The organism is Pseudoduganella albidiflava (genome assembly GCF_004322755.1).
GTDB lineage: Bacteria > Pseudomonadota > Gammaproteobacteria > Burkholderiales > Burkholderiaceae_D > Rugamonas > Rugamonas albidiflava.
The window spans coordinates 2,926,263-2,940,929 of sequence record NZ_CP036401.1; the positions used below are offsets into that span (position 1 = coordinate 2,926,263).

Sequence of the window (14,667 nt, forward strand, 5' to 3'; positions counted from 1 at the left end):
TCCAGTTCATTAACAGGAAACAATAACAAAAATATACTGGCCATGGCCTCGAGCGAGGCAATGAACTCAATCCAAAAGGAAGAACAGATGATCAAGAAACTGGTTTGCGGCGCCGTGCTCGCCGCAATTGGAACGCTGGCGCAGGCTGCCACGCCCGCTCTCACGGAATGGGAATTTTCGTGGAAGGGCTTCAGCGTCTTCCAGGAGTGGGAAGGGAGCTATGACGATCCGGAACTGACCGTCACCGGAAAGTTCGCCGGCATCGATGCGGACGGGGATGGCATCCTGGTGAAGTCCGAAGTCACGTCGCTGACGCTGGACCGTGGATCCCACGACTACGCCGCGTGCCCGGCGGAGTCGCCGACGTTCACCTGCGGCCTGTGGTCGTTCTCGTACAGCGCGGCCGGCGGCCTGGAGTTTTCGGCTGGACACACCAGTTATTCGGGCGTGCCGGGCGAAGACGCATGGTGGACCGCCCACAGCACGACCTACGATACCCAGTTCGGCGTCTACGAGCGAAGCTATGGTTACCAGTGGCCGGGCGAAGAGTACTCGATGGCCTTCACCGATTACACCGTGAAGACCGTCACGCAGATCTCGCCGGTGCCGGAACCGGCCACGTACGCGATGCTGGGTGCCGGCTTGCTGCTGCTGGCCGGCACTCGCCGGGCCCGGCTGCAGAAGTGATGGGACAAAAAAAATCGTGACAGGGCGCCGACACGACGGCGCTCGGGCATGACGGCGAGAAAGCCGGAAACACGGGTTTTCGGCTTTTTTTATTGAACCGCCGGTGGAGACGGATTCCATCGGTTCCCGCTCCGAATCTGTCTCCTGTGCAGCTGGCCAGGCTGGCGACCTGCTGCACGCGGAAGGGGTGACCAGGGGATGCGGCTTGCAGTTCACTAGTGTTGCGCACGATTAACACCATTTCTTCCGACTGATTATCAGAAAATCAATAATAAAAATATACTGTCCATGGCCTCGATACGGGGCAGTGAATTCAATCGACAAGGAAGAATCAATGATCAAGAAAATGGTTTGCGGCGCCGTGCTCGCCGCAATGGGAAGCCTGGCGCAAGCTGCCGCGCCCGCTCTCACCGAATGGGAATTCACGTGGAAGGGTTTTTACGTGTTTCCCGGCGGCGGGTCGGGTTGGGACGACCCTGAACTGACCTTCACGGGCCGGTTCGCGGGCACTGACGGCAATTCGGACGGCATCCTCGCGCTGGGCGAATTGACGTCGCTGACGTTCGAGCATGACGACTACAACTATGCGGCGTGTCCTCCGGCCACCGCAACGGACGAGTGCAATCTCGCGTCTTTCTCATACAGCGAGGCAAGCGGACTGGAACTGAAGGCAAGCAATGTGTGGTACTCCGCTGCACCCGGCAGCGAGGCGTGGTGGGTCGGCGAAAGTACCAGCTACGATACGTCGTACGGCATCGAGCAGGTGGATTTCGGTTATCAGATGCCGGGCGAGTACTACACGCGGACATTTACCGACTATACGGTGAAGACCGTGACGCAGATCTCGCCTGTGCCGGAACCGGCCACGTACGCGATGCTGGGTGCCGGCTTGCTGCTGCTGGGCGCAGCGCGCAAGTCCCGTCAGAAAAAGTAATCGGATCAATAATCGTGACAAGGCGCCGGTACCATGGCGCCGAAGCATGAATGAAAAAAGCCGGAAACCGAGGTTTCAGGCTTTTTTCATCGGACCGCCGATGGAGGCGGAATCGATCGAATCCCGGCGCGGAAGCCGCCGGAGCGGCAAGTCGCGCACGCACGCGTTTGCGCGGGCGAAGCAGATCAGACCCGGCGGCGCGCGGCAAGCGCGACCAGCCCCAGTCCGCCTAGCAGCATTCCCCAGGTAGCAGGCTCGGGGACGGCGGACGGCGCCCACGCATAGCCGGTCGTCTCGTTCACGGCGAGGATCCTGAGCGAGACCGATCTGGCCGCATCCGTCGTGTTCGAGATGGCGTACCAGAAGGTTTCGCTTTCCGAGTCATCCAGGGCGGCGTTATCCTTTCCCATGAAGTAGCGATTCGAGGTGTTTCCGGACGTGAGCGAGATGTTGGTGGTCCAGCTCGTGTAAAAACCGGTGTCGGCCGGGTTGCCCAGCAGTCCACTGCGGAACAGTTCGCCACTGAACGTCAAGGCCGAGCCGGCGGCCAGCGTCAGCGTGTAAGTCTGGTCGACCAGCGCGCCGGCGAAGACTTCGTCGCCGGTTCCCCGGCTTACTGCCGTGGTCAACGCCAGGCTGCCCGGGATGCCGGTGGTGGCGGTCGTGACTCGCCCGGGCAGGAGCGAAATGTCGAATCCCGACGGCCCGGTGCCCTGGGCCACTTCGCTGACAAACTGCGATCCGGATGGGATCGCGGCGCTGGAGAGCGAGAGGCCGTGCAGGGCGGTGGCACTGTCGAGGGTGAAGCCGGCGGCAACGCCGTCCTCCGGGGCCAGGTCGATGACGCCGAACTGCAGATTCCTGAATTCCAGGGTCTGCGTGAAGCCGCTCGCGGCGAGTGCGCCGGTGTGCAAGCATGCGGCCGCCGCCGGAAGAAGCAGCATCGAAAGCCACTGTTGTTTCTTCATGTCGATCCTTTCGATGGGTCAGGCGCGCGTGGCGCGGCGGCGTGCGACGGCGCCGATGGTGAGCAGGCCGAGGCCCAGCATAGCGTACGTGGCCGGCTCGGGGACCGGCAGCGCACTGACCAGCGACTGCGCGCTGACCCTGAACTCGACCCAGATGGTCATGTCGTCGGTGCCGGAATTGGCCAGGGAAAGCCACAGATTCTCGGCTTCGCTGTAACCGGGCGCTGTGCCGGACAGGATGGTCAACGTCGACATGTCCTGCCATTCGTCACCGACATAGACCGAGGCCGAGCCGTTCGTGTTCTTGGTGGTCACGCCATTGCCCGAGTAAGCAAGGTCGAGGTAGGCGTAGCCCGTCACCGTGAGGGCGCTCCCGGCGCCCAGCGTGACCGCGTAGCGCTGCCACGCGAAGGCTTCCGCGATGCCCGAGTAGCCGTCCAGAGGAGCGGCGAAGCCTTCGATGCTGATTTCGCCGATGCCTCCGCCTGCCGTCGCGGCAGCGTGCAAGGGGCCGACATCCAGCGCGTGGGTGACGGGGCCCTGGCCGGATGTGGAATCCTCGAATTTGCGGTCGCTGTATCGCGTATCGATCCGTCCGCGATAGCTGCTGGCCAGCAGGCTGGACGAGTAGGAAGCCGCGACGCCGTCTTGCGGCGTCAGGTCGATGACACCGAACGACACGCGCTCGATGCCGGCCTGGAACGAGACGCCATTGGCGGCATGCGCACTGGCCATGCACAGCGCCAAGCCAGCACCGAGCAGGGCGGCCTTGCAGGTTTGCAGTTTCATTGATCCTCGCGTAGTGGGTTAATGGGCCGGGAGAAGGCTGCCCTGGTAACTGCCGTCGCTTGCAAAATAATAGTAGCAATTTGGCAATTATTGTTCATTTTACCTCGGCCGCTCCGGTTTTTCACGTGGTCGACAAGAAAAGCTGCGCCAAAAAAAACCGGGGAACAAGTCCCCGGTTTTTTTTGCGGCAAAGCCAGCATCAATCCCTGATTTCCAGCGCCCGGTTCACCGACAGCGCAGCCAGCGACGCGACAGCGCCGGACAGCAGGTACAGGCTGACATAGCCGAGGCCGTAGTGTGCCGACAGGCCCAGCGCGACCAGCGGTGCGAATGCGGCGCCGACCAGCCAGGCGAGGTCCGACGTGAGGGCGGCGCCGGTATAGCGGTGGCGCGGTGCGAAGTTGGCGGTCACGGCGCCGGCGGCCTGGCCGTACGACAGGCCCAGCAGGGCAAAGCCGACGATGATGAAGATGTTCTGGCCCGACTCGCCACCCTGCATCAGCGTGGGCACGAAGCCGGAGAACACGGCGATCAGCGCGGCCAGCGTGCCCAGCGTGGTGCGGCGGCCGAAGCGGTCGGCGATCATGCCGGAGGCGATGGTGCCCAGCAGGGCCACGCCGGCGCCCCAGAACTGCAGCCACAGGAAGCTGTCCACCGCGCGGGTCGAATACAGCTGCACCCACGACAGCGGGAATACCGTCACCAGGTGGAACAGCGCATAGCTGGCCAGTGCGGCCAGGGCGCCGATGATCACGTTGCGGCCCTGGGTGTGCGACAGTTCGCCCAGGCTGACGGGTTCCAGCTCGCGCTCGTCGAGCAGGCGGGAGTACTCGGGCGTGGAGACCAGGCGCAGGCGGGCGAACAGCGCGACGACGTTGATCGCGAAGGCCACGAAGAACGGGAAGCGCCAGCCCCAGTCGAGGAAGTCCAGCGTCGACACGCTGGCGATCATGTAGGCGAAGATACCGGCGGCGACCATGAAGCCGGCCGGTGCGCCCAGCTGGCCCAGCATCGCATACCAGCCGCGCTTGTTCTGCGGCGCGTTCAGCGCCAGCAGCGACGGCAGGCCGTCCCACGAACCGCCCTGGGCCAGGCCCTGGCCGATACGGAACAGGGCCAGCAGCACGATCGCCGTGGTGCCGGCATCGGCGAACGAGGGCAGGAAGGCGATGCCGACGGTGGAAATGCCGAGCAGGAAGAGGGCGCCCGTCAGCTTGCCTTCACGCGAGAAGCGGCGCTGGATCCACATGAAGAATACGGTGCCGAACGGCCGCGCGATGAAGGCGAACGAGAAGATGACGAAGGAATACAGGGTGGCGGTCAGCCGGTCGTCGAACGGGAAGAACAGGGAAGGGAATACGAGCACCGAGGCGATCGCATAGACGAAAAAGTCGAAATATTCGGATGCCCGCCCGATCACCACGCCGACGGCGATCTCGCCTGGGTGTATTTCGCCATCGCGAGCATTAATGTTGCGTGCGCCGCTGCTGGTGGGACTTGGCTGATAATCCGCCGGGATGTTGCTTCCGTCATAGGTAGTCGTTGCCATATTCGTCTCTCATGGTTTGTACACAAGTTCTATGCGAACTGAATCAGAACTGAATCACACACGATGAAACCTTACCTCGACTGTGCCTGCCTCGACTGTGCGCCGTATTACATATGTGAAGTTTCAGGTGAAATGTCGAGCGAAGTGTCAAGCGCGATTCCACGGACAACCAATGATCACCGCAAGTGGCGATTGAAGCAATGCAGGGAATGCATGTAATACCTGTAGTGAACCAGGAGCAGCAGTACAGGCAAAACAGGCACGACAAGCAAAACGAGCAATGCCGGCCGGGCAATGATGACTAGTCGATAAAGCATCCATGAAAGCACCGATGATAACTTCGCCGGATTTCCGGCGCCCGAAAAAGCAATGTACAGAACGTGCCTGGAACTCGTGCTTGCAACTCGAGCCTGCAACTGGCGCTTTACGACTCGTGCCGGAGCGATATTCGCGTGTTCCGCCCGGGGGTGAGACAAAGTGTCCAATTCCAATTCGCATGCCTGTAACGGTACAGTAGCATGTTCTCAATCCTCTGTAGCGCACATAACTTAATGAAATCATCCATTGTTCGCAGTGGACTGGGTCTTCTCCCCCTCTTGTGGCTCACCGGCTGCAATACGGTGGTGTTGAATCCGTCCGGTGATATCGCGGCGCAGCAGGCTCATCTGGTGATCGTATCGTTCCTCCTGATGTGCCTGATCGTCGTTCCTGTCATTGCATTGACGCTCTGGTTCGCCTGGCGTTATCGTCAAAGCAACACGTCCGCGAAGTACGATCCGGACTGGGATCACTCCACCAAGCTGGAGCTCGTGATCTGGGGCGTGCCCCTGCTGCTGATCATCGTACTGGGCCTGATCACCTGGATCAGCACCCACCTGCTGGACCCGTACCGCCCGCTGCAGCGCCTCGACGAGAATCGTCCGCTGCCGGCCGACGTGCGTCCCCTCGAAGTGCAGGTGGTGGCGCTGGACTGGAAGTGGCTGTTCATCTACCCGGAGCAGGGCATCGCCACCGTGAATGAACTGGCAACGCCGATCGACCGTCCGGTCAAGTTCCGCATGACCGCGTCGAGCGTCATGAACGCGTTCTACATCCCGGCGATGGCGGGCATGATCTACACGATGCCGGCCATGGAAACGCAGCTGAACGCGGTGATGAACAAGGCCGGCACGTACGACGGTTTCTCGTCGAACTACAGCGGCGCCGGCTTCACGCACATGCGCTTCAAGTACCACGCGATGAACCACGCCGACTTCGACGCCTACGTGGCGAAGGTGAAGGCCGAAGGCGGTTCGCTGGAACGCGCCGACTACATGCAGCTGGCCAAACCGAGCGAGAAGGATCCCGTGCGCCGCTGGGCCACCGTCGACAAGACGCTGTACGACGCGATCCTGAACCTGTGCGTCGAGCCGGGCACGCCCTGCATGGCACAGCAGATGCATGACGATGCGAACCGCAACGCCAGGCACAAGGCCCACCAGGAAGCGCGCCGGCGGGGTGCCAGCGAGGTTGCCAAGCTGGCGCAAGCCGACGCGGAAATCTGCACGACGCCCGCGGACAAGACCCAACTATCCATGAAGAGCAACAATGCAAGCGTATCCAACTGAAAACGATCCGATTTTCGGCAGGCTGAGCTGGGAAGCGATCCCGTTCCACGAGCCGATCCTGCTGGTCACCTTCGCTGCCGTCGTCCTGGGTGGCGGAGCACTGCTGGGCGCGATGACGTACTACCGCGTCTGGGGCAACCTGTGGCGTAACTGGTTCACCAGCATCGACCACAAGAAGATCGGGATCATGTACATGATCCTGGGCCTGGTCATGCTGCTGCGCGGCTTCGCGGACGCGCTGATGATGCGCGCCCAGCAGGCCATCGCCTTCGGCGACAATGCCGGCTTCCTGCCGCCGCACCACTACGACCAGGTCTTCACCGCCCACGGCGTGATCATGATCTTCTTCGTGGCGATGCCGCTGGTGACGGGCCTGATGAACTACGTGGTGCCGCTGCAGATCGGCGCGCGCGACGTGGCCTTCCCGTTCCTGAACAACTTCTCGTTCTGGATGACCGCGATGGGCGCCGCGCTGGTGATGGCTTCCCTGTTCGTGGGTGAATTCGCCCGTACCGGCTGGCTGGCCTATCCGCCGCTGTCCGGCATCCTCGCCTCGCCCGACGTGGGGGTCGACTACTACATCTGGTCCCTGCAGATCGCCGGGGTCGGCACGCTGCTGTCCGGCGTGAACCTGATCGTCACCATCGTCAAGATGCGCGCACCGGGCATGGACCTGATGAAGATGCCGGTGTTCACCTGGACCGCGCTGTGCACCAACATCCTGATCGTGGCCGCCTTCCCGGTGCTGACCGCCGTGCTGGCGATGCTGGGCATGGACCGCCTGCTGGGCACGCACTTCTTCACGAACGAAATGGGCGGCAACGCCATGATGTACGTGAACCTGATCTGGATCTGGGGCCACCCGGAGGTGTACATCCTGATCCTGCCATGCTTCGGCATCTTCTCGGAAGTGGTCTCCACGTTCTGCTCGAAGCGCCTGTTCGGCTACACCTCGATGGTGTACGCGACCTGCGTGATCATGATCCTGTCCTACCTCGTGTGGCTGCACCACTTCTTCACGATGGGTTCCGGCGCGTCGGTGAACGCCTTCTTCGGCATCACCACGATGATCATCTCGATCCCGACCGGCGCGAAGCTGTTCAACTGGCTGTTCACGATGTACCGCGGCCGCATCCGCTTCGAACTGCCGATGATGTGGACCGTGGCCTTCATGGTCACCTTCACGATCGGCGGTATGACCGGCGTGATGCTGGCGATCCCGCCGGCCGACTTCGTGCTGCACAACTCGCTGTTCCTGATCGCCCACTTCCACAACGTGATCATCGGCGGCGTGCTGTTCGGCCTGTTCGCGGGCATCAACTACTGGTTCCCGAAAGCGTTCGGCTACAAGCTCGACGTGTTCTGGGGCAAGGTCTCGTTCTGGCTGTGGGTGGTCGGCTTCTACGTCGCCTGGATGCCGGTGTACGCACTGGGCTTCATGGGCGTGACGCGCCGCCTGAACATGCTGGAAGATCCGGCCATGCAGCCGTACTTCGTGGTCGCCTTCATCGGCGTGCTGATGATCGCCGGCGGTATCGGCGCGATGCTGATGCAGTTCTTCGTGTCGTTCCTGCGCCGCAAGCAGCTGCGCGACGTGACGGGCGATCCATGGGAAGGCCGTACGCTGGAGTGGTCGACCTCGTCGCCGCCGCCGGACTACAACTTCGCGTTCACCCCGGTCGTGCATGACAACGACAGCTGGGCCGACATGAAGAAGAACGGCTACCAGCGTCCGCTGAAGGACTTCGTGAAGATCCACATGCCGGCCAACACCGGTGCGGGCTTCATCATCGCGGCGCTGTCGGCGGCGGTTGGTTTCGGCATCATCTGGCACATCTGGCTGCTGGTCGGCGCCGCCTTCATCGCCATGATGGTGGCGATCATCGTCCACACGTTCAACTACAAGCGCGACTACTACATTTCGGCGGAAGAAGTCACCCGTACCGAAGAACGCCATACCGCTTTGCTGGGAAGCCATGTCTGATACTTACGTAACCTCCGCCGGCGCGGCTAGCGCCGACCCGAGCTCGCGCTACCTGGTGCGCGAGCACCATCCGGAAAACGGCACCATGCTGGGTTTCTGGATCTACCTGATGAGCGACTGCCTGATCTTCGCCTGCCTGTTCGCGACCTATGCGGTATTGGGTCGCAACTTCGCCGGCGGCCCGGGCGGCGCCGAACTGTTCGACCTGAAGCTGATCGCCCTGAACACGGCCTTCCTGCTGTTCTCGTCGATCACGTACGGCTTCGCGATGCTGCAGGCCAAGGTCAGGAACAAGGCCGGCACCCTGCTGTGGCTGGGCATCACGGGCATCTTCGGCCTGCTGTTCCTGGCGGTGGAAATCTATGAATTCCACCACCTGATCCACCTGGGCGCGGGCCCGCAGCGCAGCGGCTTCCTGACGGCGTTCTTCGCGCTGGTCGGTACCCACGGCCTGCACGTGACGTTCGGCGCGATCTGGCTGGTCACGCTGATGTTCCAGATCAACAAGCACGGCCTGATCCCGGAAAACCTGCGCCGCCTTAATTGCCTGTCGCTGTTCTGGCACTTCCTGGACGTGATCTGGATCGGCGTGTTTACCTTTGTCTACCTGATGGGAGTGCTGCCATGAGCGACCACAATCAACACCACGGTCATGGTCACGACGGCCACGGCCACGATCATCACGACGACCACCACGACGGCTCCGCCGTGCACGGCTCGATGAAGGATTACGTGATCGGCTTCGTGCTGTCCGTGATCCTGACGGCGATCCCGTTCTGGCTGGTGATGAACAACGTGATCAGCGATCCGGCCACCACCGGCTTCGTGATCCTCGGCTTCGCCGCCGTGCAGATGGTGGTGCACATGGTGTACTTCCTGCACATGAACGCGAAGTCGGAAGGCGGCTGGAACATGCTGGCCCTGATCTTCACGATCATCATCGTCGTCATCACGCTGGCCGGTTCGCTGTGGGTCATGTACCACATGAACAAGAACATGATGCCGAACATGCCCCATGTGATGACGCCGCAGCAGGCGCACGACATGCCATGACCGACGCGCCACCACGTGGCGCAGCGTCGACGCCGCAGCGCGCAGCGCGGGCAGCGGGTCCCTCCAGGGGAACCCGCATCGCCCTCGCCGCCGCCGCGGCGTTTTTCTTTTGCGCCTTTGTTTCTCTCGGCAGCTGGCAGGTCAAGCGCCTGCTGTGGAAGCAGGACCTGATCGCCCGCGTCGATGCGCGCGTGCATGCCGAGCCGGTTCCCGCGCCGCGTGCCGCCGAGTGGCCGCGCGTGGCCGCCGACACGCACGAATACCTGCGCGTGGCCATTCGCGGTACCTTCCTGTACGAGTACACCACGCGCGTGCAGACCACCACGGCGCTGGGCATCGGCTTCTGGCTGATGACGCCGCTGTGCACGGAAGAGGGCATCGTCTTCGTCAACCGCGGCTTCGTGCCGATGCGGTCGGGCGACCTGAAGCTGCCGCCGCCGCCGAAGGCTTCGAGGGATGTCTGCGCGCAGGTTCGCGGGCTTTCACCCCAAAAGCAAAAGCAGGGGTCAGACCCGACGGGGCGGAGCAGGGGTTTCGAAGAGCACTGCTCTTCGCCTGCGGAGCGGTGCGGGCTTGCACGCCCGCACTCCTCCCTGACCCCAGGGCTTGCTTCTGGGGTTGCTTCCGACGTCGAGATTACCGGCCTGTTGCGCTTGCCCGAACCCAAAGGCCGCATCCTGCGCGAAAACGACCCGGCCAACGACCGCTGGTACACCCGCGACATCGGCCCGATCGCCCAGGCCAGGGGCATGCCGCAGGCGGCGCCTTTCTTCGTGGATGCGCCGCGCGGGCAGGAATATCCGCGCGACGCCAGCGAGAAACCGACCGGCGGCCTGACCGTCATCGCCTTTCCGAACAACCACCTGGTCTACGCGCTGACCTGGTTCGGGCTGGCCGCGATGGTCGCGGGCGGCTATTATCTCGTGCTGCGCTACGACCGGCGCCGGACGAGGGAAACGGATGAAGAAACTGGCTGAGCAGAAGCAGGCCGAACAGAAGCAGGCCGAACGCCGGGAGACGGGCGAGCGGCGCAAGCAGGACGGCCGCCGCGCGCAGGTGGCCGCGGCGGGCGTGGAATACGCGGCCGGCCACAAGAACATGATGCAGCTTATCCAGCTGCGCTGGATCGCCGTGGTCGGCCAGGTGGCCACCATCACCGCCGCCACCTACCTGTACGGTATCGTGCTGCCGCTGGTGCCGATGCTGCAGGTGCTGGCCTGCCTGATCGCCTTCAACGTGGCCAGCCACCTGCGCTGGCACGAAGTGCGCTACGTGCGCAATACCGAGCTGTTCATGGCGCTGCTGGTGGACGTGGCCATCCTCACCTCGCAGCTGTACCTGGCCGGCGGCGCCACCAATCCCTTCGCCTTCCTGTACCTGCTGCAGGTGATCCTTTCCGCCGTGCTGCTCGCGCCGGCCTATGCCTGGACCTTCGTACTGATCACGGCGGCCTGCCTGGCCGGCCTGTCGCGCAACCACCTGCCGCTGCCGCTCGATGTCGAGCACGCGGGCGGCGTGCTGTCGCTGTACGTGCAGGGCATGCTGATCTGCTTCATGCTCAACGCGGCGCTGCTGGTGTTCTTCATCACCCGCATCACGGCCAACCTGCGCGCCGGCGATGCCCAGCTGGCCGACCTGCGCCAGCGCGCCGCCGAGGAAGAACATGTCGTTCGGATGGGCCTGCTGGCCAGTGGCGCCGCGCACGAGCTGGGCACGCCGCTGGCCACGCTGTCGGTGATCCTGGGCGACTGGAAGCGCATGCCCGAGTTCGCCCGCAATCCCGAACTGCTCGAGGAGATCGGCGAGATGCAGGCGCAGCTCAAGCGCTGCAAGGCCATCGTGTCCGGCATCCTGCTGTCGGCCGGCGAAACGCGCGGCGAGTCGTCCACCAAGACCACGCTGGCCACCTTCCTGGACGAGCTGGCGCAGGAATGGCGCAGCACCCGGCCGGTCCAGCACTTCTTTTATTTCAATCGCATCGTCGACGACTTGCCGGTGGTGTTCGATGAAACCCTCAAGCAGATGATCTGCAACGTGCTCGACAATGCGCTCGAGGCGTCGCCGGCCCGCGTGGAACTGCAAGCCACGCGCGAGGACGGCCACCTGATCCTGCGCGTGCTGGACGCCGGCCCCGGCTTCGACCCGGCCGTGCTGGCGCAGATCGGCAAGCCGTATAATTCCACCAAGGGCAGGCCGGGCAGCGGCCTCGGCCTGTTCCTGGTCGTGAACGTGGCGCGCACGCTGGGTGGCACCGTCGGCGCCCGCAACCGCGAGGCGGGCGGCGCCGAGGTGGTGATCCGCCTGCCGCTGTCTTCCATCGCCCTCGAAGGCATGCCGCCCGGCTTCGCCGAATCCGGCCCCCGAGCTTGAAGCCCGAATCTGAAGCTTGAACCTGAAGCCCGAACCTGAAGCCCGAACCTGAATCCCGAACCTGAAGCCGCCCGTGCATTCCACTGATTCCATCGCCATGACCGAAGAACAACGCTGCCTGCTGATCGTCGAGGACGACGAAGCCTTTGCCCGTACGCTGGGCCGCTCGTTCGAGCGGCGCGGCTACCACGTGCTGCATGCCGCGAACGTGGACGAAGCCGCCGCGCTGCTGGCCGATCACGCGCCCGGCTATGCCGTGGTGGACCTGAAGCTGAAGGGCAACTCGTCCGGCCTGGCCTGCGTGCAGATGCTGCACCAGCACGACCCGGACATGCTGATCGTGGTGCTGACCGGCTATGCCAGCATCAATACGGCCGTCGAGGCGGTCAAGCTGGGCGCTGCGCAGTACCTGGCCAAGCCGTCCAATACGGACGATATCGAAGCCGCTTTCGCGCACGTGGCCGGCAGCGCGGAGGTGGAGCTGACGGGGCGCGCCACGTCGGTCAAAACGCTGGAGTGGGAGCACATCCATGCGGTGCTGGCGGAGACCGAGTTCAATATTTCCGAGGCCGCGCGCCGCCTGGGCATGCACCGGCGCACGCTCGCACGCAAGCTGGAGAAGCAGCGCGTCAAGTAATTCCGGGTTGAAGCCGGGGCAGGGCGCCGACGTATTCGCGCAACATCGAAAGGGGTTCCGGCCGGTCGCCGTTGCCGCACGCTTGCGGCTTCCCGCACGCGTGCCCGAAAGCCTGTACAATGTTAGTTGCTTTGCGCCAACTTGATCCATGCCTGCGCAGGCTTCCCCGGTGCCCAAGCCACGCATCGCCATTTCACCACGCGCCCCCCGGCGCACGATGCTGACTTGCCGATATGACTTGCCACACCGAAGCGGCGCGCCTGGATGCGCTGCGCAAACTCGACCTCCTCGATACGCCTCCCTCCGAAGCATTCGACCGTATCACGCGCATGGCCGCGCGGATGTTCGGCCTGCCGATTGCCGCCGTGTCGCTGACCGACAGCGACCGCCAGTGGTTCAAGTCGCGGGTGGGCGTCGAGCACTGGTCGATCCCGCGCGAGAAGGCGCCGTGCGCCACCGTGGCCGAGACGGACGGCTTCCTGGTCATCCCCGACCTGCTCGAGGACCCGCATTTCTGCGACAGCCCGCTGGCCCGCAGCGGCGTGCGCTTCTATGCGGGCGCGCCGCTGACCACGCGCGACGGCCATGCGTTGGGCGCCATGTGCGTGCTGGGCACGGCGCCGCGCCAGATCACGGAGGCGGAGCGCGATGCGCTGTCGGACCTGGCGGCGATGGTGATGGCGCAGATCGAGCTGCAGCACGCGATGGGCCGGATCGACCCGATCAGCGGCTTGCCGAACCGGAACCAGTACCTCGATGACATGGGCGACCTGGACAGGGACCGTCCGGCGGGGGAGGCGCGGCTTGCCATGCTGGTGCACTTGGCGAACCCGGAGCAGCTGGCCAACGCGGGGCGTGTGATGGGGCCGTCCTATGTCGACGGGCTGGTGACCGAGGCGGTGCGCTCCTTCCGTGCCGAGTTCGGCGCCGCCGGCAAGATGTACCATGTCGCAGCCACGCAGTTCATCGTGGTGGTGGCGCCCGAACTGTCGCTCGACGAATGCCGCGTGCGGCTGGAGCGCTGGCTGCAGGGCCGCGGCGCCTGGTCGACGTCGCGCTTCGTGACCACGCCCGCGGTGGGCATCGCGCCGTTCGCCGTGGGCGGCACGGATGCGCTGGACGTGCTGCGTACCGCGCAGGGCGCCGTGCATGACGCGTATGCCACCGGTGTGCAGGTGGCCGTGTACTCGTCCTCCCAGGATGCCGCCTACCAGCGCCGCTTCACGCTGCTGACCGAGTTCGGCAATGCGATCGAGGCGGGCGACCAGCTGCGCCTGGTCTACCAGCCGCGCATCGACCTCGCCACCGGCGCCTGCCTGGGCGCAGAAGCGCTGCTGCGCTGGAACCACCCGGTGCTGGGCGCCGTCTCCCCAGGCGAATTCATGCCGATCGTCGAGCAGACCTCGATGGCCCGGCCGGCCACCGCCTGGGTGGTCGACGCGGCGCTGCGCCAGCTGCGCTCCTGGCACGATGCCGGCATGCCGCTGACGCTGTCCGTCAACGTTGCGGCGCCGAACCTGCTGGAAGCCGATTTCGCGCAGATGATCGCCGCGCAGCTGCGCACCCATGGCGTGGCGCCGGAGCGGCTGGAACTGGAGATCACGGAAAGCGCGGCGATGGGCAACCAGGCGGCGGCGGAAAGCACGCTCGCCGCGCTGCATGCGGTGGGCGTGCGCATCGCCATCGACGACTTCGGCACCGGCTACAGCAGCCTGTCCTACCTGCAGAGCATTCCTGCCCATGTGGTGAAGATCGACCAGGGCTTCGTGCGCGGCATCGAAGGCGACGAGCGCAAGCGCGCCCTGGTCGGCGCCATGGCGTCGCTGTCGCACGACCTGGGCTACCGGGTGGTGGCCGAGGGTGTCGAGACGGCAGGGGCGGCCGCGCTGGTGCGCGCGGCCGGCTGCGACGAAGCCCAGGGCTGGCTGTATGCGCGGGCGCTGGAACCGGCGCAGTTCGCGCAGTGGTACGCCGGCAGGTGAAATCCCGCGGGGTGGATGCAGCCGGCATGGAGTTGCCGGCCTGCTAGTTGCCGGCCTGTTAGTTACCGGCATGGGAGTTGGCGGCATGGGAGTTGAGGTCATAACAC

General features: G+C 64.2%; 13 protein-coding genes. 10 read left to right on the top strand and 3 right to left on the bottom strand.

Going from position 1 to position 14,667, the window contains the following annotated elements:
* Positions 1-60 precede the first annotated feature (60 nt).
* Positions 61-687, top strand: a complete 627-nt coding sequence (locus EYF70_RS12160; RefSeq protein ID WP_165497642.1) for a PEP-CTERM sorting domain-containing protein — start codon at positions 61-63, stop codon at positions 685-687.
* Between the two features lie 307 nt (positions 688-994).
* Positions 995-1,621 carry a PEP-CTERM sorting domain-containing protein gene (locus EYF70_RS12165; RefSeq protein ID WP_218943775.1) on the top strand — a complete coding sequence of 209 codons (627 nt, stop codon included), beginning with the start codon at positions 995-997 and terminating at the stop codon, positions 1,619-1,621.
* 185 nt (positions 1,622-1,806) lie between these two features.
* On the opposite strand, the gene EYF70_RS31620 is transcribed toward EYF70_RS12165, so the two are convergent.
* From EYF70_RS31620 to EYF70_RS12180, 3 genes are all read right to left on the bottom strand, one after another.
* Complete coding sequence (locus tag EYF70_RS31620; protein ID WP_131145642.1) at positions 1,807-2,589, bottom strand: PEPxxWA-CTERM sorting domain-containing protein; 783 nt, start codon at positions 2,587-2,589, stop codon at positions 1,807-1,809.
* Positions 2,590-2,607: 18 nt separating this feature from the next.
* Entirely contained in the window at positions 2,608-3,324 is a 717-nt protein-coding gene (locus tag EYF70_RS12175; RefSeq protein WP_165497643.1) for a PEP-CTERM sorting domain-containing protein, read from the bottom strand.
* Between the two features lie 253 nt (positions 3,325-3,577).
* Positions 3,578-4,927, bottom strand: a complete 1,350-nt coding sequence (locus EYF70_RS12180) for an MFS transporter (protein ID WP_131145644.1) — start codon at positions 4,925-4,927, stop codon at positions 3,578-3,580.
* Between the two features lie 551 nt (positions 4,928-5,478).
* Here EYF70_RS12180 and cyoA point away from each other — a divergent pair.
* The 8 genes from cyoA to EYF70_RS12220 all read left to right on the top strand — a co-directional run bounded on the left by cyoA (position 5,479) and on the right by EYF70_RS12220 (position 14,560).
* Positions 5,479-6,534, top strand: coding sequence for a ubiquinol oxidase subunit II (gene cyoA / locus EYF70_RS12185; RefSeq protein WP_131145645.1), 1,056 nt, complete (start codon positions 5,479-5,481; stop codon positions 6,532-6,534).
* Positions 6,515-8,518 (top strand): cytochrome o ubiquinol oxidase subunit I, encoded by a 2,004-nt coding sequence (cyoB, locus tag EYF70_RS12190; RefSeq protein ID WP_131145646.1) that lies wholly within the window; start codon positions 6,515-6,517, stop codon positions 8,516-8,518. The genes cyoA and cyoB overlap by 20 nt, the downstream gene beginning before the upstream one ends.
* On the top strand, positions 8,511-9,146 hold the full coding sequence (gene cyoC / locus EYF70_RS12195; RefSeq protein WP_131145647.1) for a cytochrome o ubiquinol oxidase subunit III: 636 nt from the start codon (positions 8,511-8,513) through the stop codon (positions 9,144-9,146). Before cyoB ends, cyoC begins: the two co-directional genes overlap by 8 nt.
* Positions 9,143-9,571, top strand: coding sequence for a cytochrome o ubiquinol oxidase subunit IV (gene cyoD / locus EYF70_RS12200; RefSeq protein ID WP_131145648.1), 429 nt, complete (start codon positions 9,143-9,145; stop codon positions 9,569-9,571). Before cyoC ends, cyoD begins: the two co-directional genes overlap by 4 nt.
* Positions 9,568-10,548, top strand: coding sequence for an SURF1 family protein (locus EYF70_RS12205; RefSeq protein ID WP_131145649.1), 981 nt, complete (start codon positions 9,568-9,570; stop codon positions 10,546-10,548). The genes cyoD and EYF70_RS12205 overlap by 4 nt, the downstream gene beginning before the upstream one ends.
* A complete protein-coding gene (locus tag EYF70_RS12210; protein ID WP_131145650.1) occupies positions 10,532-11,941 on the top strand; it encodes an ATP-binding protein in 1,410 nt (469 codons plus the stop codon). The genes EYF70_RS12205 and EYF70_RS12210 overlap by 17 nt, the downstream gene beginning before the upstream one ends.
* Before the next feature lie 97 nt (positions 11,942-12,038).
* A complete protein-coding gene (locus tag EYF70_RS12215; RefSeq protein ID WP_131149057.1) occupies positions 12,039-12,578 on the top strand; it encodes a response regulator transcription factor in 540 nt (179 codons plus the stop codon).
* 233 nt (positions 12,579-12,811) lie between these two features.
* Entirely contained in the window at positions 12,812-14,560 is a 1,749-nt protein-coding gene (locus EYF70_RS12220) for an EAL domain-containing protein (protein WP_131145651.1), read from the top strand.
* Positions 14,561-14,667: the final 107 nt, after the last annotated feature.

Excerpts from the sequence above, each read along its gene's own strand:
- EYF70_RS12160 (WP_165497642.1), top strand. The coding sequence starts at position 61 with ATGAACTCAATCCAAAAGGAAGAACAGATGATCAAGAAACTGGTTTGC.
- EYF70_RS31620 (WP_131145642.1), bottom strand. The coding sequence starts at position 2,589 with ATGAAGAAACAACAGTGGCTTTCGATGCTGCTTCTTCCGGCGGCGGCC.
- EYF70_RS12175 (WP_165497643.1), bottom strand. The coding sequence starts at position 3,324 with ATGGCCAGTGCGCATGCCGCCAATGGCGTCTCGTTCCAGGCCGGCATC.
- EYF70_RS12180 (WP_131145644.1), bottom strand. The coding sequence starts at position 4,927 with ATGGCAACGACTACCTATGACGGAAGCAACATCCCGGCGGATTATCAG.
- cyoA (WP_131145645.1), top strand. The coding sequence starts at position 5,479 with ATGAAATCATCCATTGTTCGCAGTGGACTGGGTCTTCTCCCCCTCTTG.
- cyoB (WP_131145646.1), top strand. The coding sequence starts at position 6,515 with ATGCAAGCGTATCCAACTGAAAACGATCCGATTTTCGGCAGGCTGAGC.
- cyoC (WP_131145647.1), top strand. The coding sequence starts at position 8,511 with ATGTCTGATACTTACGTAACCTCCGCCGGCGCGGCTAGCGCCGACCCG.
- cyoD (WP_131145648.1), top strand. The coding sequence starts at position 9,143 with ATGAGCGACCACAATCAACACCACGGTCATGGTCACGACGGCCACGGC.
- EYF70_RS12205 (WP_131145649.1), top strand. The coding sequence starts at position 9,568 with ATGACCGACGCGCCACCACGTGGCGCAGCGTCGACGCCGCAGCGCGCA.
- EYF70_RS12210 (WP_131145650.1), top strand. The coding sequence starts at position 10,532 with ATGAAGAAACTGGCTGAGCAGAAGCAGGCCGAACAGAAGCAGGCCGAA.
- EYF70_RS12215 (WP_131149057.1), top strand. The coding sequence starts at position 12,039 with ATGACCGAAGAACAACGCTGCCTGCTGATCGTCGAGGACGACGAAGCC.
- EYF70_RS12220 (WP_131145651.1), top strand. The coding sequence starts at position 12,812 with ATGACTTGCCACACCGAAGCGGCGCGCCTGGATGCGCTGCGCAAACTC.